The sequence below is a fragment of the Streptomyces sp. VTCC 41912 genome (genome assembly GCF_045799175.1).
Taxonomy (GTDB): Bacteria; Actinomycetota; Actinomycetes; order Streptomycetales; family Streptomycetaceae; genus Streptomyces; species Streptomyces albulus_C.
The window spans coordinates 44,831-65,265 of record NZ_JBJMAB010000036.1 but is presented as its reverse complement, the minus strand read 5'-3'; the positions used below and the strand labels follow the sequence as shown (position 1 = coordinate 65,265).

The window sequence follows — 20,435 nt, the reverse complement described above, 5'->3', positions numbered from 1 at the left end:
CCCCAAGGAGACCGTGTGATACCCGCCGTACGAGCCCTTGCGCGGGCGGCCATGGCCGCCCGCCCCGTCCCGCTGGCCGAGGTCCAGGCCCGCGCCGAACTCCTGGCTCGCTTCAGCACCACCTACCTCGTCCCGGTCGACGTCTTCGCCGCGTTCGCGGCCGAACTCACCGACCGCAACCGCCCCGGCGGCCCGTTCGCGGCCCTGTGCATCAACGGCCGCCGCTGGTTCCGCTACCAGTCCGTCTACTACGACACCCCCGACCTGCGGTCCTTCCACGACCACCGGCAGCGCAACGTGCTCCGCTTCAAGATCCGTGAACGGCTCTACGCCGACACCGGCGAGCGGCAGTTCGAGGTCAAGCTCAAGGGCGAGCACGGCCGCACGGTCAAGCACCGGCAGCCGCTGCTCCCCGGCGACCAGGCCCTGGGCGAGGCCCCGCGGGACTTCCTCGCCACCGTGCTCGACCGCTCCTACGGCATCGAGGCCCCCACCGAACTGGGCCGCTCCATCGGGACCGACTACCAGCGGGCCACCTTCGTCGCCGACGGCCAGCGCGTCACCTGCGACGCCGCCCTGGTCTGCCGCGACCTGGCGACCGGCCGCACCGTGCGGGCCGACGGCGGGCTGGTCGTCGTCGAGACCAAGACCGCCGGCCGGCTCACCGAGGCCGACCGGCTGCTGACCGAGTACGGCGTCCAGGCCGCCGACTTCACCAAGTACTGCGGCGGTCTGTCGGCGCTCCGGCCGAACCTGTACGCCAACCACTGGCGCGGGCCGGTCCGGACCGCCTTCCCCACCGCCGCGGCGGCCTGAGCCGGTGCGCGGGGCGACCAGCCCTGAGCGCCGCGGCTCCTGACGATGCCCGGGGGCAGGTACCCCCACCCCCGGGCATCCCTGGAGATTCCTCCAGGACCGTAGACATTCTGTCCGCGCGCGTGGTGAGCGCCATACACACTGTCGGTACCGGTCAGCGCACCGTGATCCTTAGGCTGGGAGCCGTTCGCCGTTCCTGTCCAGCGACGGACCCCCGCGACCGATCCGAGGTACTGACCGTGAGCACGTTGCCCCCAGACCCCGCCGCCGGCGCCGCCGTCAAGGCCGCCGACCGCGCGCACGTCTTCCACTCCTGGTCCGCCCAGGGCCTGATCGACCCGCTGCCGGTCGCCGGTGCCGAGGGCTCGTACTTCTGGGACTACGACGGCAACCGCTACCTCGACTTCGCCTCCCAGCTGGTCAACACCAACATCGGTCACCAGCACCCCAAGGTCGTCGCGGCCATCCAGGAGCAGGCCGGCAAGCTCTGCACCCTCGCCCCGGGCTTCGCCGTGGACGTCCGCTCCGAGGCCGCCCGGCTGATCGCCGAGCGCACCCCCGGCGACCTGGACAAGATCTTCTTCACCAACGGCGGCGCCGAGGCGGTCGAGAACGCCGTCCGCATGGCCCGGCTGCACACCGGCCGCGCCAAGGTGCTGTCCACCTACCGCTCGTACCACGGCGCCACCGCCGCCGCGATCAACCTGACCGGCGACCCGCGCCGCTGGGCCTCGGACACCGGCGCGGCCGGCGTCGTCCACTTCTGGGGACCGTTCCTGTACCGCTCGCCGTTCCACGCGGAGAACGAGGCCCAGGAGTGCGAGCGCGCCCTGGCCCACCTGGAACAGACCATCGCCTTCGAGGGCCCCCAGTCGATCGCCGCGATCATCCTGGAGACCGTGCCCGGCACCGCCGGCATCATGGTCCCGCCGCCCGGCTACCTCGCCGGCGTCCGCGAGATCTGCGATCGCTACGGCATCGTCTTCATCCTCGACGAGGTGATGGCGGGCTTCGGCCGCACCGGCCACTGGTTCGCCGCCGACCACTTCGACGTCACCCCCGACCTGCTGACCTTCGCCAAGGGCGTCAACTCCGGCTACGTCCCGCTCGGCGGCGTGGCCATCAACGCCGAGATCGCCGCCACCTTCGACCAGCGGCCCTACCCCGGCGGCCTGACCTACTCCGGTCACCCGCTGGCCTGCGCCTCCGCCGTCGCCACGCTCAACGCGATGGCCGAGGAGCGGATCGTGGAGAACGCCGCGGAGATCGGCGAGAAGGTCATCGGCCCCGCGCTGCGCGAGATCGCCGAGCGGCACCCGTCGGTCGGCGAGGTCCGCGGCCTGGGCGTCTTCTGGGCCCTCGACCTGGTCCGCAACAAGGAGACCCGCGAGCCGCTGGTGCCCTACAACGCGGCCGGCGCCGACAACGCCCCGATGGCCGAGTTCGCCGCGGCCTGCAAGCGCGGCGGCCTGTGGCCGTTCGTGAACATGAACCGCACCCACGTCGTCCCGGCCTGCACCGTCACCGAGGCCGAGGTCAAGGAGGGCCTCACCGCCCTCGACGCGGCCCTGACCGTCGCTGACGCGCACACCGTCTGACGCGTCCACCGGACAGCACCTGCGCGCGGCCCCGCCCCTCGTGGGCGGCGGCCGCGCGCGTGGTTTCACGTGAAACCGTGGCCATCCCCTCGCCTATGGTGGGGGCGGGCCGCTCCCACCTGCGGTCATGGACGTCGAAGGAGACGCACCGAATGGCCCCGGGCTCGGACAGCTCCAGCTCAGTGATACGGCGCAGCACCCTGCGCGAGCAGATCGCCGACGCGCTGCGCGACGAGATCCTGGCCGGCCGGCTGCCGTCCGGTCACCCGTTCACCGTCAAGGAGATCGCCGACCAGTACGGCGTCTCCGCGACCCCGGTGCGCGAGGCGCTGCTCGACCTGTGCGCCCAGGGCCTGCTCGACGTCGAGCAGCACCGCGGTTTCAAGGTGCACGCCTTCACCACCGACGACTTCCGCGCCATGGTCGAGGCCCGCACCCTGATCATCGAGGGCATCTTCCGCAGCGACGCCGAACGGGCGCTGCTGGCCACCCCCGCGGAGGTGCTGATCTCCATCCGCCGCCGTGCCGAAGAGGCCGAACGCGCCGCCCGGGCCGGCGACCTGGATGTCCTCATCGGCTACGACCTGCGGTTCTGGCGCGAACTCAGCGGCATCGTCCAGAACCCCTACATCAGCGACTTCCTGGACCGGATCCGCGTCCAGACCTGGATGTTCGCGGTGCCCCTGCTGCGCCGCGACCCCCGCCTCAAGGACCGCCTGTGGCACGGTCACAGCGAGTTGGCCGACGCCCTGCTGCGGCACGACCTGCCGGACGCCCAGCGGCTGATCGCCGAGTACAACGAGCACTCCCTCGCTCTCGTGGGAACGGCCGGCTAGCACTACGCTGTCCCGACCATCGGCCGTAATGGGCCGTACCCGTGGCTGTACGTGCGCCGGTGCCCTCTGTCCCCTACCGGAAGCGAGCCCCCACCCGTGGCATGTGACCTGTGGCTGGTACCCCTCGTCGATGTGCTGTGCCACAGCCCCGACAACCCGTTCTCCGAAGAGATCGCCGCCTACAACGAGGCCCTGGTGGACGCGGGCCTGCCGGAGATCCCGGTCTTCTCCTACATGCCGGGCCTCTCCGGTGACGTGGCACCGGTCGCCGGCTTCGACTACGACGCGCTGCACTTCCTGCGCCGCGCCTACCTGCTGCAACTGTGCGGCCTGGAGGTGACCCCGGTCGACGAACTGGGCGGCGACTACGAGCAGTTGCTGGAGATGTTCGAGACCACCGCGCAGCAGTCCCACCTGGTCTGGCACTACGACCACGCGGGCGCCTACGTCCCGGTCGACTTCCCGCACCCGCTCGCCACCGAGGAACTGCTGGCCGGCGGCGGCCCGCTGGGCTCCTCCCACGGGCTGTTGCGGGACCTCGAACTGGTCGCCCCGGCACTGGGCATCGATCCGGCGAACCCGCCGGCCGCCCCCGCGCCGCCGGCCGGTCCCACCTCCCTGGAAGAACGGGCCACCGCGGTCCCCACGGACGACGGCCCGTTCGCCCGGGAACGGCACGTCTGGCTCGGGCTGCACGCGGCCGCCACCCGGAGCCTGGGCCAGGGCTCCATGATCGTTTTCAGCTGAGCGGACCGGCCGGGGCGGCGGGTCCGCCCCGGCCCCACCGGGCTCCCGCCCGCTCGCCGCTCAGCGCGGGGCCTCCGGCGGCCGTTGCCGCGGCATGTTCGGCCGCGTGCCGGGCGATCGCAGGAACCGCCCCGGGTGCCCCGGACCCTCCGACCGCGCCGCCGTCCACGGCAGCACGGCGTGGCTGGCCTGCGGCACCGGGGCGGACCGGAACTCCACCATCCAGTCCGTCGTCTCCGTGCGGACCAGCTCGCCGATGTCCTCGTTGAACCGCCGCAGCACGGCCAGGCAGCGCTCCGCCGCCTCGCTCGCGGTGCCCTCCGCCGGCCCGAGCACCTCCCGCACGCTCTCCGCCGCCCAGTCGAACTGGAGCGCCTCCAGCCGCCGGTGGATCGCCTGGGCGGTGGCCAGGTCCCGCATCCACCCCGCGGTCATCCCGAAGTACCGGTCGCAGCCCACGCACACCGCGGCCAGCAGCAGCGTCAGCGCGCCCCAGGGCGCCCCGTGCTCCCAGACCCCGGCGAGGTCCAGCAGCGGCAGCGCCCCGCCCGCGGTCACCCCGGCCGCGGCCCCCGTCCGCAGCGCGCGGGCCCCGCGCCGCTTGGCCAGCCGGTCGCGCAGGTACCAGTCGGCGGTGCGCAGCGCGCCCTCCTCGCTCCACAGGTACAGCGCGTCCAGCCGGTCGCCCGGCTCCCCCCAGTCGCCGTGCGGGAACGCCCGCCCCACGAGGTCGCCGCGGCCCCGGAGCGGGCCCGCGGGGCGGCGCTGCGGTCGCCCCTGGTCCCGGTGGCGGTCCGGGGACCGTCCGCGGCCCCGGTCGGACCCGCCCTCGCCCCGAGGGGGCCCCTCGGGCTGCATCTCCGGCTGACTCACCCGTGCGCTCCCTCGTACGCGGATCGTGAGGTGCGCGGAGGACCTACGGGAGGGCCGAGCACCGCCCCCTTTCCTACCGCCGAACGGCTGGCCTCTGTCCCAAGATCGCCCGTTTTCCGCCCGGAAGTGGTGCGGGATCCGGTATAGGGCGCTCACGGGTCTCACCCGAAAGAGTTGCCGTCGTGCGGGCCGACGGCGAGGGTGCCGGCGTTTCCGGGCGGGATCCCTCCTTGTGCGATCGGGGCATACCCGGCGGTCGGCCGGTTGGTGCGTTCGTCTAGGCTGCACTGCGTGAAGGTCCTCGTCATCGGCGGCGGCGCCCGCGAACACGCCCTGTGCCGCTCCCTGTCCCTCGACCCCGACGTCACCGCGCTGCACTGCGCCCCCGGCAACGCCGGGATCGCCGAGGTGGCCGAACTCCACGAGGTCGACGCCCTCGACGGGCGGGCGGTGGCCGACCTCGCCGTGGGCCTGGCCGCCGACCTCGTCGTCGTCGGCCCCGAGGCCCCGCTGGTCGCCGGCGTCGCGGACGCGGTCCGCGAGCGCGGCATCCCGGCCTTCGGCCCGTCGGCCCGGGCCGCCGAGCTGGAGGGCTCCAAGGCGTTCGCCAAGGACGTGATGGCCGCCGCCGGCGTGCCCACCGCCCGCAGCTACGTCTGCACCACCCCGGAGGAGGTCGACACGGCCCTGGACGCCTTCGGCGCGCCGTACGTCGTCAAGGACGACGGGCTGGCCGCCGGCAAGGGCGTGGTGGTCACCGAGGACGTCGCGGTGGCCCGCGCGCACGCCAACGCCTGCGACCGGGTGGTCATCGAGGAGTTCCTCGACGGCCCGGAGGTCTCCCTCTTCGCCGTCACCGACGGCGAGACCGTCGTGCCGCTCCAGCCCGCCCAGGACTTCAAGCGCGCCCACGACGGCGACCAGGGCCCCAACACCGGCGGCATGGGCGCCTACAGCCCGCTGCCGTGGGCCGACCCCAAGCTGGTCGACGAGGTGCTCCAGACCGTCCTGCAGCCCACCGTCGACGAGCTGCGCCGCCGCGGCACCCCGTTCTCCGGGCTGCTCTACGCGGGTCTGGCGATCACCTCCCGCGGCGTGCGCGTGATCGAGTTCAACGCCCGCTTCGGCGACCCCGAGACCCAGGTCGTGCTGGCCCGCCTGAAGACCCCGCTGGCCGGCCTGCTGCGCGCCGCGGCGACCGGCGCCCTGGCGGCCTTCCCGCCGCTGCGCTGGAGCGACGGCGCCGCGGTCACCGTCGTCATCGCCTCCCACAACTACCCGGGCACCCCGCGCACCGGCGACCCGATCGACGGCCTGGCCGAGGTCGCCGAGCAGGACGCCCCCGACGCCTACGTGCTGCACGCCGGCACCCGGCGCGGCGCGGACGGCGCGGTGCTCAGCGCGGGCGGCCGGGTGCTGTCCGTCACCGCCACCGGCGCCGACCTGGCCACCGCCCGCGAGCGCGCCTACCGCTCCGTGGACCGGATCGCGCTGGACGGCGCGCACCACCGCACCGACATCGCCGCGAAGGCGGCCGCCGGGGAGTAGGGCACGGCGGCTCCCGGCCGCCTCGGCGGCCCGCGCGGAGCGGAGTCGCCACCGGGCGTCACGGACTGGGGCATGTGTCATTTCCTTGACATATGCCCCAGTTGCGTTGCGGGCGGGCCACCCGGCAGGAAGGCGCCCAGAACGGTACGCATCCGGCTCCCGGCTTTACCCAAAGCCATTCCATCGAGTGACCACGCGGGCATCCTGCTGACGAACCCCGCACCCCCAACTAAGGTGCGGCGCAAGCGTCCTGCGGTCGCGGCGCCGGATTCCGGCGTCGGCGTCCCGGCGGCGTCCGGCAACTGGCCCACCGACATTGCGATGTCAGTGGCCGGTGCCACAGTGGTGGGGAGTGGGCTCGCTCGCTCGCCCGCACACCGCACGACCTTCGTCCGTCCGTCCCGCGTTCTCTCCGTCCCGCGACAAGCAGGACCGCAGGGGGTGTACAGGCTCGTGGCAAGTCCGGAAACAGGCGTCCTGGCGGCGCGTGGCCGCGCCCTCGCGGTGCTCCGCGTCCGCGGTGCGGCGCTGGCGCTCGCCCTGCTGCCGGCCGCGGTCGCCGTGGTCCTCCTGGTGGGGGGCGCCACCGGCCGGCTCGGCACCGAAGGCGGCTGGGCCGTCGCCCGGTGGGCCGTCGGCTCCCTCACCGTGCTGAGCCTGCTGCTGGCGACGCTGGTCTCGGTGGTCGTGGCCCGCGCCCGGCCCGCGCTCAGCCCCTCCGTGCCGGTCGCCGAGGAGGCGGCCCCGGACCTCTACCGCCTGGTCCGCGACCTCGCCGACCGCCTCGACGTCCCGGCCCCCTCCGCGATAGCCCTCACCCCGGACTGCGACAGCTGGTTGGAGGACCGCACGCACCGCGCCCACGGCCCGCCGCGCCCCGCCCGACGGGCCGGCCGCCGGGCACCGGAGGCCCCGGTCCTGGTCATCGGTTCGCCGTTCCTGTGGTGGATGCGGGTCGCCGAGCTGCGCGCCCTGTTGGCCCCCGTCGTCGCCGGCACCGGCCCGTCCGCGCATCCCGACATAGCCGCCGCCCGCCGCTTCATCCGGGGACTGGACGCGGCCGCCGGGGTCGCCGCCCGCGCCCGGGGCCCGCTGCGCGCCCTCCCGCTGCGCTTCGTCGGCCGGGTCGCCCGGCTGCTGCTGCGCGCCGTCGGCGACCACGTCGTGCTGATGGAGCGCGGGGTCGCGGCCGCCGCCTCCGAGCGCGCCCAGAGCGTCGACTACGGCCTGCGGATCGTCGCCCAGGAACAGGTCGGTCTGGCCTACGCCGGCTGGGACCGGCTGCTGACCCGGGTCGCGCTGCCCGCGTGGCGGATGGGGCGCTGGCCCTCCCGGCTGGACGCCGGCGTGGTCTCCGCGCTCACCGAGCTCTCCCGCCGCGACCGGCTCGCCCAGGGCTTCGCCTCCCGCTTGGGCGAGCGCCCCGCCTGCGACCTCCTGGAGGAGCCCGGCACCATCGACCGCGCCGCCTCCCTGCTGGCCGCCCGCCTCTTCCACGGCGGCCCGGCCGAGCCCGGCCCGCACTGGTCGCCGGTCGCCTGGCAGCAGTACCCCGAGGAGATCGTCGACCGGAAGTGGCGGTTGGAGGCCGCCCGCCTCCACCGGGTCCTCGACGAACTGCCGGCGGCCGGCCCGGCCGACCCCGACCGGGCGGCGGACCGCACCCCCGCGGACCCGCCCGCCACCGCCACCGCACCGCCCCTGACCTACGCCGGCGCCCGCGCCCGTACGCCCGCGGCCCCGCACGGCGAGGGCCTGCCCCGAGCCCTCGACCCCGCCGCCCCGCCCCCGGGCTCCCCCCTCCGTTCGAGCCGCGCGGAGGCGCCCGCACCGGCCGGCACCCCCGGTGCGGGCGAGCCGCCGGGCGCCGCCGAGGCCGCCGCCCCCGCGCCGCTCCCCGGCCCGACGCTGGCCCGGGTCATCGACCGGCTGGCCCGCGATCCCGGCTCCGGCGACCTCCTCGCCGCCCGGCTCGGTGCCGAGGTCGCCCGGGAGGAGCGCGAGGAGGCCGCCCGCCAGGCCACCCGCTCCGGGCGGGACGGCACCGCCGACCCCGGCCGGGGCGACGACCCGGCCGACGACGGCCTCCCGCTCTTCCCCCTCCAGCCGCCCCGCACCGCCCGCGAACTGCTCGCCGACCACGTCACCGCCATGGTCTGCTGCGCCGCCGTGGACACCGCCGGAGCCGCCCCCGGCCTGGACTGGCTCGACGGCCCGGCCCTCCTCGTGGACGGCGCCCGCCGCGCCGACCTGGGCCGCCCGGTCCTCAGCCTGGTCGACGACGGTGACGCCGAACCGCTCCGCGGCTGGCTGCACCGGATCGGGGTGCGTCCGGAGAAGCCGGTCCGGCTGGCGTGAGCCCCGGCGTGCGGGGTGCCCGCCGGGCCGGCTGAATGTTCCCTTCCAGTTCGTGCTTCGGGCCAAGGGCACCTAAATTCACGACGAAGGGTGACGAAGTGAGTGCGTAATGTGATGTGCTGGGGGGTGGGTAAGGCCCGGTCGGCCGCGGCCATGGGGGACGCGGGAGGGGAGTGGAAGGTGGCGACGGAACAGATCAGGCGCTGGGAATCGGGCGCCCTCGCCCACGCGGTCACGGATCCGTTCGGGCAGGGCCCGTTGCCCTGGCTGCGCGGCAGCGAGACCTACTTCGACTCCGGCCGGATCATTCCCTGGTACGTCGATCCCGCCGTCGCCCGCGGCGACCTGCGACTGCCCGCGCCCCGAAAACACAACGGCCCCCGCACCGCCGACGACATCCACCGCCAGATCAAGGGGTTCGCCGTCCGCGGCACGGTGGCCCCCGGCGAGGCCATCGACTTCCGGGTCTCGGTCGATCCGCCGCAGCCGTTCAGCATCGACGTCTACCGCATCGGCCACTACTCCGGCGCCGGCGCCGCCAAGATCACCACCAGCCCCCGGCTCGCCGGCATCGTCCAGCCGGCCCCCCTGCTCGTCGGGCGCACCGTCTCCTGCCACCACTGGTGGCTGTCCTGGCGCCTCCAGGTCCCCACCTACTGGCAGCTCGGCGCCTACGTCGCCGTCCTGACCACCGTCGACGGCCGCTACCGCTCGCACATCCCGTTCACGGTCCGCGACGACCAGCCCGCCGACCTCCTGCTGCTGCTCCCCGACGTCACCTGGCAGGCGTACAACCTCTACCCCGAGGACGGCCGCACCGGCGCCAGCCTCTACCACGCCTGGGACGACGGGGGCGCCCTCCTCGGCGAGCGGGACGCCGCCACCACCGTCTCCTTCGACCGCCCCTACGCCGGCGCCGGTCTGCCGCTGCACGTGGGCCACGCCTACGACTTCATCCGCTGGGCCGAGCGCTACGGCTACGACCTCGCCTACGCCGACGCCCGCGACCTGCACGCCGGCCGGGTCGACGCCACCCGCTACCGCGGCCTGGTCTTCCCCGGCCACGACGAGTACTGGTCGGTGCCCATGCGCCGCACGGTCGAGGCCGCCCGCGACAGCGGCACCTCCCTGGTCTTCCTCTCCGCCAACACCATGTACTGGCAGGTGGAGCTCTCCCCGTCACCGGCCGGCCCCGACTCGCTGCTCAACTGCCGCAAGCGCCAGGGCCCCGGCCGCCCCGCCCTCTGGCGCGAACTCGGCGATCCGGAGCAGCGGTTGATGGGCATCCAGTACGCCGGCCGGGTCCCCGAGCCCGCCCCCCTGGTCGTGCGCAACGCCGACCACTGGCTGTGGGAGGCCACCGGCGCCCACGAGGGCGACGAACTCCCCGGCCTGGTCGCCGGCGAGGCCGACCGCTACTTCCCGCGCACGAGCCTGCCCGCGCACACCCGCCGCATCCTGCTCTCGCACTCCCCGTACCGCGACGGCGAGGGCGTCCGTCGCCACCAGGAGACCTCGCTGTACCGCGCCCCCAGCGGCGCCCTGGTCTTCTCCTCCGGCACCTTCGCCTGGTCGCCCGCCCTCGACCGGCCCGGCCACGTCGACCAGCGCGTCCAGCGCGCCACCGCCAACCTCCTCGACCGCATCTGCAAGCGCGACTGAGCCCGCGCCGCACCCGCGCCGGCCGACGCCGCTCCCCGCACGAGCACCGCCCCGCGCGCTACCGCGCCGCGTACTGCCCCAACTCCCGTGCCAGCGCCACCGTCAGCGCCCGGAAGATCCGCACCTCCGGATTCGGGTCCCCGGACCGCGTCGCCAACACGCTCTGCGCGCTCGGCGCGTCCAGCACCGGCACGAACACCGTCCCCGGCCACGGGTAGTACCGGGCGAAGGACTTCAGCCCCGACCCGGCACCGCGTCCCGCCGCCACGCTCGTCAGCACGTCGTGCGGGTTCAGCGCGCAGTCCGGCGCCCGCCGCTCGCCCTCCTGGAAGTAGAGGTAGTCGACGAACGGCCGCGGGGTCCGTGCCGGCAGCCGCAGGAACGGCAGGTCGAGGACGTCCGCGACCCGCACCCCCTCCAGCGCCGCGTCGGCCAGCGGCGAGCGCGCGGAGACCGCCACGATCCGCTGCTCGGTCGTCAGGACGTCCGCCTCGATGCCCTCGGCCCGCACCAGGGGCCGGACGAACGCCACGTCCACCCGGTCCTCGCGCAGCGCGCTGCAGTGCTCGGTGAAGTCCAGCTGGACCAGCGACACCGGCACGTCCGGCCGCGCCCGCCGGAACGCGTTCACCGCGGCCGGCGTCACCTCCGCCGACCCGTGGCCCATCACCCCGACCCGCAGCCCGCGCCCCGGCGACGGCCGGCCCTGGACGGCCTCGGACACGTCCTGGACCGCGGCGTTCGCGGCGGCCAGCAGGGTCCGGGCGTGCGCCACCAGCCGCTGGCCGGCGACGGTCGGCAGCACCGGGCCCCGACCGCGGTCCAACAGCCGCGTCCCGAACTCCCGCTCCAGCTGCTGCACGTGCTGGGTGACGGCGGCCGGCGACAGGAACAGCCGGGCCGCCGCCCGCCCGAAGTGCTGCTCCTCGACCACCGCCAGGAACGAAGACAGCCGGCGCAGATCCATGTCCGCCACGATAGGCCGGGGGCCGAGCCCGCGGCCCGCGCCGTTCACGTTTCCTGAACGGAGGCGGCGCGCCGGCCCGCTCGCGCCGTACAACGTCCCTCATGCCCCTGCCACACGCCCCGGCGACCCCGGTCGGCGCCGACGCCACCGCGGCCCCCGCGCCCCGCCACTGGCTCCGCGCCGGCTGGCTGATGACCGCCTCCGGGTGGAGCGCCAACCAGTACTCCTCCCTCCTGGGCGCCTACCGCGCCCACCTCGGTCTGACCGCCGCCACCACCACCGCCCTGTTCGCCGTCTACGTCGTCGGCCTGATCCCCGGCCTCCTCGTCGGCGGCCCGCTCGCCGACCGCCACGGCCGCCGCCGGGTCGCCCTCACCGCCCTGGCCGTCTCGGCCCTGGCCACCTGCCTGCTGATGGCCGGTCCGGCCGCCCCGGCGCTGCTGTGGCCGGGCCGCTTCCTCACCGGCGTCGGCGCGGGCACCCTGCTCACCGCCGGCAGCGTCTGGATCAAGGAACTCTCCACCCCGCCGTACGGCACCGCGCCGAGCCCCGGCGCCGCCGCCCGCCGCTCCGGCCTCTTCCTCTCCGCCGGCTTCGCCACCGGCGGCCTGGCCGCCGCCCTGATAGCCCAGTGGGCCCCGCACCCGATGGTGCTGGCCTACGTCCCGCACCTGGTCCTGGCCGCGGCGGCCGCCCTGAGCGCCCGCCGCGCCCCCGAGACGGTCCCGGCCCGGACCCCGGACGCCGCTGCCCCGGAAACCACCGCGCCCGCCCACCGCACGCCGTTCCGCCGCCTCGTCGTCCCGGTGGCCCCCTGGGTGTTCGCCGCCCCCTCGATCGCCTTCGCGGTCCTCCCCGGCCTCGTCGACACCGCCCTGCACGGCTGGCAGACCGTCTACGCGGGCGTCATCACCGCCGTCACCCCCGGCGCCGGCCTCCTCGTCGCCCCGCTCGCCCGCCGGCTGAGCGCCCGGCACCGCCTCGGCACCGCCGCCACCGGCCTGCTCGTCACCGCTGCCGGCCTGGTGACCGGGGCCCTCGCGGTGGCCCACGCCCAACCCGCGGTGGCCCTGTGCGCCGCCGCCCTGCTCGGCGCCGGCTACGGCCTGTGCGTGGCCTACGGCCTGACCGAGGTCGCCGCGCTGGCGCCCCCGCACCACCTGGCCCGCCTCACAGCACGCTTCTGGGCCGTGTGCTACCTGGGCTTCTGCACCCCGTACGCGGTCACCCTGCTCGGCGGCGCCTTCGCCCCGCCGGCGATCCTCCTGGGCATCGCCGCGGCGGCCCTGCTCACCCTCGCCGCCGTCCTCCGCCTCGGAGCCCGTTCCTCCGCTTGACCTCGCCGGACGACCGGCCGCCGCCCCCGACACCGACCCTGCGGCGGAGCCCCCGCGCCCCGTACGGGAGAATCACCCCGACTCCTGGATCAACCTACGCGGAGGCAGCGTGTCCGGATTCGTAGAAAAGCCCGAGCCCGTGCAGGTCCCGGGGCTCACCCACCTGCACACCGGTAAGGTGCGCGACCTCTACCAGAACGCCGACGGCAACCTGGTCATGGTCGCCAGCGACCGCATCTCCGCCTACGACTGGGTGCTCCCCACGGAGATCCCCGACAAGGGCCGGGTCCTGACCCAGCTGTCCCTGTGGTGGTTCGACCAGCTCTCGGACCTGGTCCCGCACCACGTGCTGTCCACCGAGGTCCCCGAGGGCGCCCCCGCCGACTGGGCCGGCCGCACCCTGGTCTGCCACTCCCTGGCCATGGTCCCGGTGGAGTGCGTCGCCCGCGGCTACCTGACCGGCTCCGGCCTCGCCGAGTACCAGCAGTCCCGCACGGTCTGCGGACTGGCGCTGCCCGAGGGCCTGACCGACGGCTCCGAGCTCCCCGCCCCGATCTTCACCCCGGCCACCAAGGCCGCCGTCGGCGACCACGACGAGAACGTCTCCTACGAGGAGGTCGCCCGCCAGGTCGGCGCCGAAACCGCCGCCCAACTCCGCCAGCTGACCCTCGCGGTCTACGGCCGGGCGCGCGACGTCGCCCGCGAACGCGGCCTGGTCCTCGCCGACACCAAGTTCGAGTTCGGCTTCCACGAGGAGCGCCTCACCCTCGCCGACGAGGTCCTCACCCCCGACTCCTCGCGCTTCTGGCCCGCCGACCAGTGGCAGCCGGGCCGCCCCCAACCCTCCTTCGACAAGCAGTTCGTCCGCGACTGGCTGACCTCGCCCGCCGCGGCCTGGGACCGCACCGGCGAACAGCCCCCGCCGGCCCTCCCGCAGGAGATCGTCGAGCGCACCCGCGCCAAGTACCTGGAGGCGTACGAGCGCCTCACCGGCCGCCCCTGGGCCTGACACCCGCGCCGGAAGACGACGAAGGCCCCGGTCGTGATGACCGGGGCCTTCTCCCTGAGCGGACGACGAGGCTCGAACTCGCGACCTCAACCTTGGCAAGGTTGCGCTCTACCAACTGAGCTACGTCCGCACGCTCCGTGCTCCGGCGTCCGTTCCGGTCGCCACTGCGCGGTGCGAGCCCCACTATAGCCAACTTCCCGGCCGCCGACGCACGCCCGTGCGCACCGGCCCGGCCGCCGCCCGTCGAGCCCGGGGCGCCCGCCGCACCGCCGCGCCCGCACCCCGCGCCCGGCCCCCGCCGCCGTCGGCCCAACTCCGCGCCGGCGTCGTGCCCTTCGCGCCGGCCCACGGTCCCGGCTCCCGACTGCCGTTCCCGGCGCCCCGCCCACCCGGCGTCAGCCGCCCCGGCACCCGGGCCCCGGCGGTGTGTCCACCGCCACAGTCCGCCGCGGCCCCCGCCCCGCCCCGTTCGCCCGTCCACGGGCTCCGGGGCCGCGCTTTGCCGGCGGAAAGTCCCGCTGCGCGCCCGCGAACGTTTCGGGGGCGACGCCCTCGGGCCCGGCGGTTTTTCGCTCCGGGAAACGACAAAGACCCCGGTCGTGATGACCGGGGTCTTTTCTCTGAGCGGACGACGAGGCTCGAACTCGCGACCTCAACCTTGGCAAGGTTGCGCTCTACCAACTGAGCTACGTCCGCAGGCATCCACTCGGCTTTCACCCAGTGGCGCGACAGCTACTCTACCTGATCCTTTGGACCGGTTGAACTGTCAGAGCGGGTGACAGGGATTGCACACTGCGCCTCCCCCTTGGAAAGGGGGCGCTCTACTACTGAGCTACACCCGCGCGACTCCTCGGGGCCCGGCCTTTCGGCCTCGCCCCTCGGCGTGCTCCAGACTCTAGCTGATCAGTAGGGGTGCTGTGCAAGTCGGCAGTGTGCGCACCCGCGGACGCCGGCAAGTCGGTTAGTGGTTGGCGGCGTTGAAGGCTTCGTAGACCTTCTTGGGGATCCGGCCGCGCGGCGGGACGTCCATCTGGTGGGAGCGGGCCCAGGCGCGCACCGCCGCCGGGTCGGGGGTCACCGCGGTGCGGTGGAAGGTCTTGCCGGACTTGGCCCGCTTGCGGCCGGCCTCCACGAACGGGGCGAGGGCGCCGCGCAGTTTCTTCGCATTGGCGGGATTGAGGTCGATCTCGTACGACTTCCCGTCCAAACCGAAGATGACCGTCTCTGCGGCTTCTCCTCCGTCGATGTCATCGGAGAGCGTTACTACTACGCGCTGCGCCACGGATATCGGTCCTTTCGTGGAGCAACCCCTTGTTGACGTGGGGTGATGCTCCGGATCCGGCTGATTGGGATCAATGCTTTTTCATTTGTACAGCGATGGGCAATGCATTGTGAAGCCCATTTAATTTCGTCAGCGTGTCTTGCCGCAATCTGGCCCCCCGTTCTTTTCGGAGATTTTTCCTGCGGGCACTCCCGTCGATACCGGCTCGTGATCGGAGGTACTGCATATCTATGCGCGTAGATTTTCGAACACGGTACTGTGAGGACACCGCCTTACGCACCACACCACCGGGAGTGCCAGTGGCACGCGTCGTAGTCGACGTCATGCTCAAGCCGGAGATCCTCGACCCGCAGGGGCAGGCGGTGCAGCGCGCACTGCCACGCCTGGGCTTCGAGGGGATCGCCGACGTCCGTCAGGGCAAGCGTTTCGAACTTGAGGTGGAGGGTCCGGTCGACGACGCCGCCCTCGCCCGCATCCATGAGATGGCCGAGACCTTCCTCGCCAACACCGTCATCGAGGACTTCACCGTGCGGGTCGACGAAGCCGTGCGAGCCGAGTCATGACGGCTCGCGTCGGAGTCGTCACCTTCCCCGGCACGCTCGACGACCGGGACACCCAGCGCGCGGTCCGGGCGGCCGGCGCCGAGGCGGTGCCGCTGTGGCACCGCGACAAGGACCTCCACCAGGTCGACGCCGTGGTCCTGCCCGGCGGCTTCTCCTACGGGGACTACCTGCGGGCCGGCGCGATCTCGCGGTTCTCGCCGGTGATGGAGACCGTGATCGAACAGGCCCGGGCCGGCATGCCGGTGCTGGGTATCTGCAACGGCTTCCAGGTGCTCACCGAGACCCACCTGTTGCCCGGCGCCATGCTGCGCAACAACCACCTGCATTTCATCTGCCGCGACCAGAAGCTGCGGGTGGAGAACGCCACCACCGCCTGGACCACCGACTACGCGCCGGGCCAGGAGATCAGCATTCCGCTGAAGAACATCGACGGCCGCTATGTCGCCGACGAGCGGACGCTGGACATGCTGGAGGCCGAGGGTCGGGTGGCCTTCCGCTACGTCACCGACGGCCCGTCCGGCGACGGTTACGGAAACCCCAACGGTTCGCTCCGCGACATCGCCGGCATCACCAATGAGGCGGGCAACGTCGTCGGTCTGATGCCGCACCCCGAGCACGCCGTCGAGCCGCTGATCGGCACCGGCCGCACCGACGGCCTCGGGTTCTTCACCTCGATCCTGAAGAAGCTGGTCAACGCATGAGCCTCGACACCGTCAAGCACGCCGCCGGGACTCCGGACGCGGGCCAGCCCTGGGCCGAACTCGGCCTCAAGGAGGACGAGTACGCGCGGATCCGGGAGATCCTCGGTCGGCGCCCCACCGGCGCCGAGCTCGCGATGTACTCGGTGATGTGGTCCGAGCACTGCTCCTACAAGAGCAGCAAGGTCCACCTGAAGCAGTTCGGTGAGAAGGCCCCCGAGAACGACGCGCTGCTCGTCGGCATCGGGGAGAACGCCGGCGTCGTGGACGTCGGCCAGGGTTACGCGGTCACCTTCAAGGTCGAGTCGCACAACCACCCCTCGTACATCGAGCCCTACCAGGGCGCGGCCACCGGCGTCGGCGGCATCGTCCGCGACATCCTCGCCATGGGCGCCCGCCCGGTCGCGGTGATGGACCCGCTGCGGTTCGGTGCCGCCGACCACCCCGACACCAAGCGGGTGCTCCCCGGCGTCGTCGCGGGCATCGGCGGCTACGGCAACTGCCTGGGCCTGCCCAACATCGGCGGCGAGGTCGTCTTCGACCCCTGCTACCAGGGCAATCCGCTGGTCAACGCGCTCTGCGTGGGCGTGATGAAGCACGAGGACATCCACCTCGCCAAGGCGTCCGGCGCCGGCAACAAGGTGATCCTCTACGGTGCCCGCACCGGTGGTGACGGCATCGGCGGCGTGTCCGTGCTGGCCTCCGAGACGTTCGACGACAGCAAGCCGACCAAGCGGCCCGCCGTGCAGGTCGGCGACCCGTTCCAGGAGAAGCTCCTCATCGAGTGCACCCTGGAGATCTTCCGGGAGAAGCTGGTCGCCGGCATCCAGGACCTCGGCGGCGCCGGGCTGTCCTGCGCCACCAGCGAGCTGGCCAGCGCCGGTTCCGGCGGCATGCGGGTCGAGCTGGACACCGTTCCGCTGCGCGACTCCTCGCTCTCGCCCGAGGAGATCCTCATGAGCGAGTCGCAGGAGCGGATGTGCGCGATCGTCGAGCCGGACAAGGTCGACCGCTTCCTGGAGATCTGCGAGAAGTGGGACGTCATCGCCACCGTCATCGGTGAGGTGACGGACGGCTCGCGGCTGGAGATCTTCTGGCACGGCGAGCAGATCGTGGACGTCCCGCCGCGCTCGGTCGCCCACGAGGGCCCGACCTACCACCGGCCGTACGCCCGCCCGGACTGGCAGGACGCCCTCCAGGCCGACGACGCCGGCAAGCTGCCCCGCCCGGCGAACGCCGCGGAACTGCGCGCGCAGGTGCTCCAGTTGGTCGGCTCGCCCAACCAGGCGTCCAAGGCGTGGATCACCGACCAGTACGACCGCTTCGTCCAGGGCAACACCGTGCTGGCGCAGCCCGAGGACTCCGGCATGGTCCGGATCGACGAGGACACCAACCTCGGTGTCGCCGTCGCCACCGACGGCAACGGCCGGTACGCCAAGCTCGACCCGTACGCGGGCGCGCAGCTGGCGCTGGCCGAGGCGTACCGCAACGTCGCCGCCACCGGCGCCCGCCCGTTGGCGATCTCCGACTGCCTGAACTTCGGCTCGCCTGAGGACCCGGCGGTGATGTGGCAGTTCGCCGAGGCCACCCGTGGTCTCGCGGACGGTTGCCAGACGCTGGGCACGCCGGTCACCGGCGGCAACGTCTCGCTGTACAACCAGACCGGTGACGTCGCGATCCACCCGACCCCGGTGGTCGCGGTGCTCGGCGTCATCGACGACGTGACCCGCCGCACCCCGGTCGGTTTCGCGGAGGAGGGGCAGCTGCTCTACCTCCTCGGCGACACCCGCGAGGAACTGGGCGGTTCGGCCTGGTCGCAGGTGGTCCACGACCACCTCGGCGGACTGCCGCCGCAGGTGGACCTGGAGCGCGAGCGGCTGCTCGCCGAGATCCTGATCTCCGCCTCCCGCGACGGCATGGTCGACGCGGCGCACGACCTCTCCGACGGCGGCCTGGTCCAGGCGCTGGTGGAGTCGTGCCTGCACGGCGGCAAGGGCGCCCGGGTGGTCGTCCCGGACGGCCTCGACCCGTTCGTCTTCCTGTTCTCGGAGTCGGCGGGGCGGGCGGTCGTCGCGGTTCCGCGCAGCGAGGAGCTCCGCTTCACCGACATGTGCGGCGCCCGGGGCCTGCCGGTCACCCGGATCGGTGTCGTCGACGGCGACGAGCTCGCGGTCCAGGGGCAGTTCGACATCCCGCTGGACGAGCTGCGGACGGCCCACGAGGCCACCGTCCCGGGGCTGATCGCCTAGCGCCCGCACCAACGGGACCGCTCGCGCGCCCCGTTGTGCTTCGTGTCGGAACGGCCCGCCAGGAATGCCTGGCGGGCCGTTCCGTCGTTCGCCCCGTCGTTCCGGCACGGCCGCCGATCGGCAGGGCCTTGCTCGTAATTACGTAATTGCGTAATCTCGTGGTGTGGATCTGGAGCAGCGGGTGGCCGAGCTGGAACGCCGCCTGGCCGAGGTGGAACGCGCGGTCGAGGAGACCGGCGGCGCCGCCGCGGCGCCGCCCGCGGCCCGCCCGCCGGAGCGGAACCCCGGCGACGCGCTCTGGGCCCTGAACGGGCTGAAGGAGCAATTCGCCGGTCTGGGCGCCGTCAACGGCGGCGTGCTGTTCACCGGGGCCGTTCGGACCCCGGCCGGGCTGCGCTACGAGTGGCAGTACGGGCTGCCCACCGACACCGTCATGGACGGTGACTGGGCGGCGGCCGCCGAGTCCTTCGCGGCGCTCGGCCAGCCCGTTCGGCTGCGGCTGCTGCGCGAGATCCTCGGCGGTCGCTGCACCGCCGCCGAACTCACCGGGCTCGACGGCACGGGCACGACCGGCCAGATCTACCACCACCTACGGCAGTTGACCGCTGCCGGGTGGTTGCACACGGCCGCCCGCGGCCGCTACGAGGTACCGGTCGAGCGGGTCGTCCCGCTGCTGGTGATGCTGACTGCCGCCGGGCGCTGACGCCCGGTCGACCTAGGGGAGGTCCCTTGTCCGAGAACCGATCGATGTGGTCCGCCGCGATAGCCCTCACCGCGCTGGGCGCCGCGCTGTTCGCGTTCGCCGTCCAGCTCCACCTGGCCGACGAGGAGACGTACGTGGACGGGCTCTCCTACTTCGCCGGGACGGCGTGGGGCCTGGCGCTGGCCGTGGGGGCCTTCGCGTGGCAGGGCCGCCGCCTCAGCAGCGGCTGACCGCGCCGGGCCGACGGCGGCGCGCGCGGGCCGGGACCGGGTGGGGCGCCGCCCGGCCCGGCCCGCGCTCCCACTCGTCCGGGCGGCTGTCAGTGCTGCCGCCTAGGCTTGCCCGCATGTCACCTGCCGCCCGCGCACCGCGTGCCCGCCGGTACGACCCGGCCAAGACCCGCGCCGCCGTCACGACCCAGTACGCCCACGTCCGTCGGGTCGTCGGGGCCCTGACGCCGGAGCAGTTGGCGCTGCCGACCCGGCTCGGGGACTGGACGGTGCGGGAGTTGGCGGCGCACCTGTCCATGGCGGTCGGCAGTGTGGTGCGCGCCCTGCGGCTGCCGGCCCCGCCCGAGGCGGAGGTCACCCTGCTGGCCTGGCCGTCCGCGACCGCGCAGCACGCCGCCGGCATCGACGAGTTCGTCCACGACCTGGCGGCCCGCAACGACCCGGCACAGCTGCTGGAGCGCACCGCCGAGGAGCTCTCCGAGGCGCTGCCGCGCGAGCCGGACGACCGGGTCATCCCGTGCCGCCCCGGCGCGATGCTGCTCGGCGACTTCCTGGTCACCCGCTGCGTCGAGCTCGTCGTGCACACCGACGACCTGGCCGTCGCCCTCGACCAGGAGATCCCCTTCGACCGGCACGCCCTGGCCACCGCCACCCGGCTGCTGGCCGACGGGTTGGCCGCCAAGGCCCCCGGCGGTTCGGTGGAGGTCCGGGTGCCGCCGTTCGCCGTGGTCCAGTGCGTCGAGGGCCCCCGGCACACCCGCGGCACCCCGCCCAACGTCGTCGAGACCGACCCGCTGACCTGGCTGCGGCTGGCCACCGGCCGGTGCGCGTGGGCCGAGGCGGTGGACGCGGCCGCGGTCAGCGCCAGCGGCGAACGGGCCGACCTCGGCGGCCTGCTGCCCGTCATGAGCTGAGCACGGGGCACGCGCCGACCCGGGGCGGGGCGGGTGCGGGACGCC

At 73.9% G+C, this 20,435-nt stretch carries 18 protein-coding genes and 3 tRNA genes; 15 read left to right on the top strand and 6 right to left on the bottom strand.

All coding sequences use genetic code 11. From position 1 onward, the window contains the following. Positions 1–15: 15 nt before the first annotated feature. From ACJ6WD_RS33240 to ACJ6WD_RS33225, 4 genes are all read left to right on the top strand, one after another. Entirely contained in the window at positions 16–816 is an 801-nt protein-coding gene (locus ACJ6WD_RS33240; protein ID WP_233660346.1) for a VTC domain-containing protein, read from the top strand. Between the two features lie 239 nt (positions 817–1,055). Next, complete coding sequence (locus tag ACJ6WD_RS33235) at positions 1,056–2,414, top strand: aspartate aminotransferase family protein (RefSeq protein ID WP_331248389.1); 1,359 nt, start codon at positions 1,056–1,058, stop codon at positions 2,412–2,414. Between the two features lie 152 nt (positions 2,415–2,566). Beyond that, positions 2,567–3,250 carry a GntR family transcriptional regulator gene (locus ACJ6WD_RS33230; protein ID WP_233660348.1) on the top strand — a complete coding sequence of 228 codons (684 nt, stop codon included), beginning with the start codon at positions 2,567–2,569 and terminating at the stop codon, positions 3,248–3,250. 96 nt (positions 3,251–3,346) lie between these two features. Further along, the gene (locus ACJ6WD_RS33225) at positions 3,347–3,997 is read left to right on the top strand and encodes a hypothetical protein (RefSeq protein ID WP_016571036.1); all 651 of its coding nucleotides are present in this window, start codon (positions 3,347–3,349) and stop codon (positions 3,995–3,997) included. Positions 3,998–4,057: 60 nt separating this feature from the next. Here the strand turns inward: ACJ6WD_RS33225 and ACJ6WD_RS33220 are convergent, their stop codons facing one another. After that, positions 4,058–4,870 carry an SLATT domain-containing protein gene (locus ACJ6WD_RS33220; RefSeq protein WP_233660349.1) on the bottom strand — a complete coding sequence of 271 codons (813 nt, stop codon included), beginning with the start codon at positions 4,868–4,870 and terminating at the stop codon, positions 4,058–4,060. A gap of 291 nt (positions 4,871–5,161) precedes the next feature. On the opposite strand from ACJ6WD_RS33220, the gene purD reads away from it, so the two are divergent. The 3 genes from purD to ACJ6WD_RS33205 all read left to right on the top strand — a co-directional run bounded on the left by purD (position 5,162) and on the right by ACJ6WD_RS33205 (position 10,438). Further along, positions 5,162–6,418, top strand: a complete 1,257-nt coding sequence (purD, locus tag ACJ6WD_RS33215; protein WP_233660350.1) for a phosphoribosylamine--glycine ligase — start codon at positions 5,162–5,164, stop codon at positions 6,416–6,418. Positions 6,419–6,871: 453 nt separating this feature from the next. Continuing rightward, the gene (locus ACJ6WD_RS33210) at positions 6,872–8,776 is read left to right on the top strand and encodes a hypothetical protein (protein WP_376440917.1); all 1,905 of its coding nucleotides are present in this window, start codon (positions 6,872–6,874) and stop codon (positions 8,774–8,776) included. A 180-nt stretch (positions 8,777–8,956) separates the two neighbouring features. Further along, positions 8,957–10,438 carry a N,N-dimethylformamidase beta subunit family domain-containing protein gene (locus tag ACJ6WD_RS33205; RefSeq protein WP_233660352.1) on the top strand — a complete coding sequence of 494 codons (1,482 nt, stop codon included), beginning with the start codon at positions 8,957–8,959 and terminating at the stop codon, positions 10,436–10,438. Between the two features lie 58 nt (positions 10,439–10,496). On the opposite strand, the gene ACJ6WD_RS33200 is transcribed toward ACJ6WD_RS33205, so the two are convergent. Continuing rightward, positions 10,497–11,405 carry a LysR family transcriptional regulator gene (locus tag ACJ6WD_RS33200; RefSeq protein WP_233660353.1) on the bottom strand — a complete coding sequence of 303 codons (909 nt, stop codon included), beginning with the start codon at positions 11,403–11,405 and terminating at the stop codon, positions 10,497–10,499. Between the two features lie 101 nt (positions 11,406–11,506). On the opposite strand from ACJ6WD_RS33200, the gene ACJ6WD_RS33195 reads away from it, so the two are divergent. Together ACJ6WD_RS33195 and ACJ6WD_RS33190 are read left to right on the top strand one after the other, a co-directional pair. Beyond that, positions 11,507–12,742, top strand: coding sequence for an MFS transporter (locus ACJ6WD_RS33195; RefSeq protein ID WP_376556260.1), 1,236 nt, complete (start codon positions 11,507–11,509; stop codon positions 12,740–12,742). 109 nt (positions 12,743–12,851) lie between these two features. Further along, the gene (locus ACJ6WD_RS33190) at positions 12,852–13,751 is read left to right on the top strand and encodes a phosphoribosylaminoimidazolesuccinocarboxamide synthase (RefSeq protein ID WP_233660355.1); all 900 of its coding nucleotides are present in this window, start codon (positions 12,852–12,854) and stop codon (positions 13,749–13,751) included. A gap of 57 nt (positions 13,752–13,808) precedes the next feature. Here the strand turns inward: ACJ6WD_RS33190 and ACJ6WD_RS33185 are convergent. The 4 genes from ACJ6WD_RS33185 to ACJ6WD_RS33170 form a co-directional block, all read right to left on the bottom strand. Beyond that, positions 13,809–13,881: transfer RNA gene (locus ACJ6WD_RS33185), tRNA-Gly, on the bottom strand. A gap of 493 nt (positions 13,882–14,374) precedes the next feature. Beyond that, positions 14,375–14,447 (bottom strand) — tRNA-Gly (locus tag ACJ6WD_RS33180). Between the two features lie 74 nt (positions 14,448–14,521). Beyond that, a tRNA-Gly gene (locus tag ACJ6WD_RS33175) sits at positions 14,522–14,593 on the bottom strand. Positions 14,594–14,712: 119 nt separating this feature from the next. Further along, positions 14,713–15,033, bottom strand: coding sequence for an Lsr2 family protein (locus ACJ6WD_RS33170; RefSeq protein WP_016573039.1), 321 nt, complete (start codon positions 15,031–15,033; stop codon positions 14,713–14,715). A gap of 299 nt (positions 15,034–15,332) precedes the next feature. On the opposite strand from ACJ6WD_RS33170, the gene purS reads away from it, so the two are divergent. From purS to ACJ6WD_RS33140, 6 genes are all read left to right on the top strand, one after another. Further along, entirely contained in the window at positions 15,333–15,596 is a 264-nt protein-coding gene (gene purS / locus ACJ6WD_RS33165) for a phosphoribosylformylglycinamidine synthase subunit PurS (RefSeq protein WP_016573038.1), read from the top strand. After that, positions 15,593–16,297 carry a phosphoribosylformylglycinamidine synthase subunit PurQ gene (gene purQ, locus ACJ6WD_RS33160; RefSeq protein ID WP_016573037.1) on the top strand — a complete coding sequence of 235 codons (705 nt, stop codon included), beginning with the start codon at positions 15,593–15,595 and terminating at the stop codon, positions 16,295–16,297. Before purS ends, purQ begins: the two co-directional genes overlap by 4 nt. After that, positions 16,294–18,543, top strand: a complete 2,250-nt coding sequence (gene purL / locus ACJ6WD_RS33155) for a phosphoribosylformylglycinamidine synthase subunit PurL (RefSeq protein WP_331248384.1) — start codon at positions 16,294–16,296, stop codon at positions 18,541–18,543. The genes purQ and purL overlap by 4 nt, the downstream gene beginning before the upstream one ends. 163 nt (positions 18,544–18,706) lie before the next feature. After that, positions 18,707–19,246 (top strand): ArsR family transcriptional regulator, encoded by a 540-nt coding sequence (locus ACJ6WD_RS33150; RefSeq protein WP_331248383.1) that lies wholly within the window; start codon positions 18,707–18,709, stop codon positions 19,244–19,246. Positions 19,247–19,272: 26 nt separating this feature from the next. Continuing rightward, positions 19,273–19,476 carry a hypothetical protein gene (locus tag ACJ6WD_RS33145; protein WP_103377261.1) on the top strand — a complete coding sequence of 68 codons (204 nt, stop codon included), beginning with the start codon at positions 19,273–19,275 and terminating at the stop codon, positions 19,474–19,476. A 116-nt stretch (positions 19,477–19,592) separates the two neighbouring features. Further along, positions 19,593–20,390, top strand: coding sequence for a sterol carrier family protein (locus ACJ6WD_RS33140; RefSeq protein WP_407617120.1), 798 nt, complete (start codon positions 19,593–19,595; stop codon positions 20,388–20,390). Positions 20,391–20,435 lie beyond the last annotated feature (45 nt).

Excerpts from the sequence above, each read along its gene's own strand:
- purQ (WP_016573037.1), top strand. The coding sequence starts at position 15,593 with ATGACGGCTCGCGTCGGAGTCGTCACCTTCCCCGGCACGCTCGACGAC.
- ACJ6WD_RS33195 (WP_376556260.1), top strand. The coding sequence starts at position 11,507 with ATGCCCCTGCCACACGCCCCGGCGACCCCGGTCGGCGCCGACGCCACC.
- ACJ6WD_RS33140 (WP_407617120.1), top strand. The coding sequence starts at position 19,593 with ATGTCACCTGCCGCCCGCGCACCGCGTGCCCGCCGGTACGACCCGGCC.
- ACJ6WD_RS33200 (WP_233660353.1), bottom strand. The coding sequence starts at position 11,405 with ATGGATCTGCGCCGGCTGTCTTCGTTCCTGGCGGTGGTCGAGGAGCAG.
- purL (WP_331248384.1), top strand. The coding sequence starts at position 16,294 with ATGAGCCTCGACACCGTCAAGCACGCCGCCGGGACTCCGGACGCGGGC.
- ACJ6WD_RS33230 (WP_233660348.1), top strand. The coding sequence starts at position 2,567 with ATGGCCCCGGGCTCGGACAGCTCCAGCTCAGTGATACGGCGCAGCACC.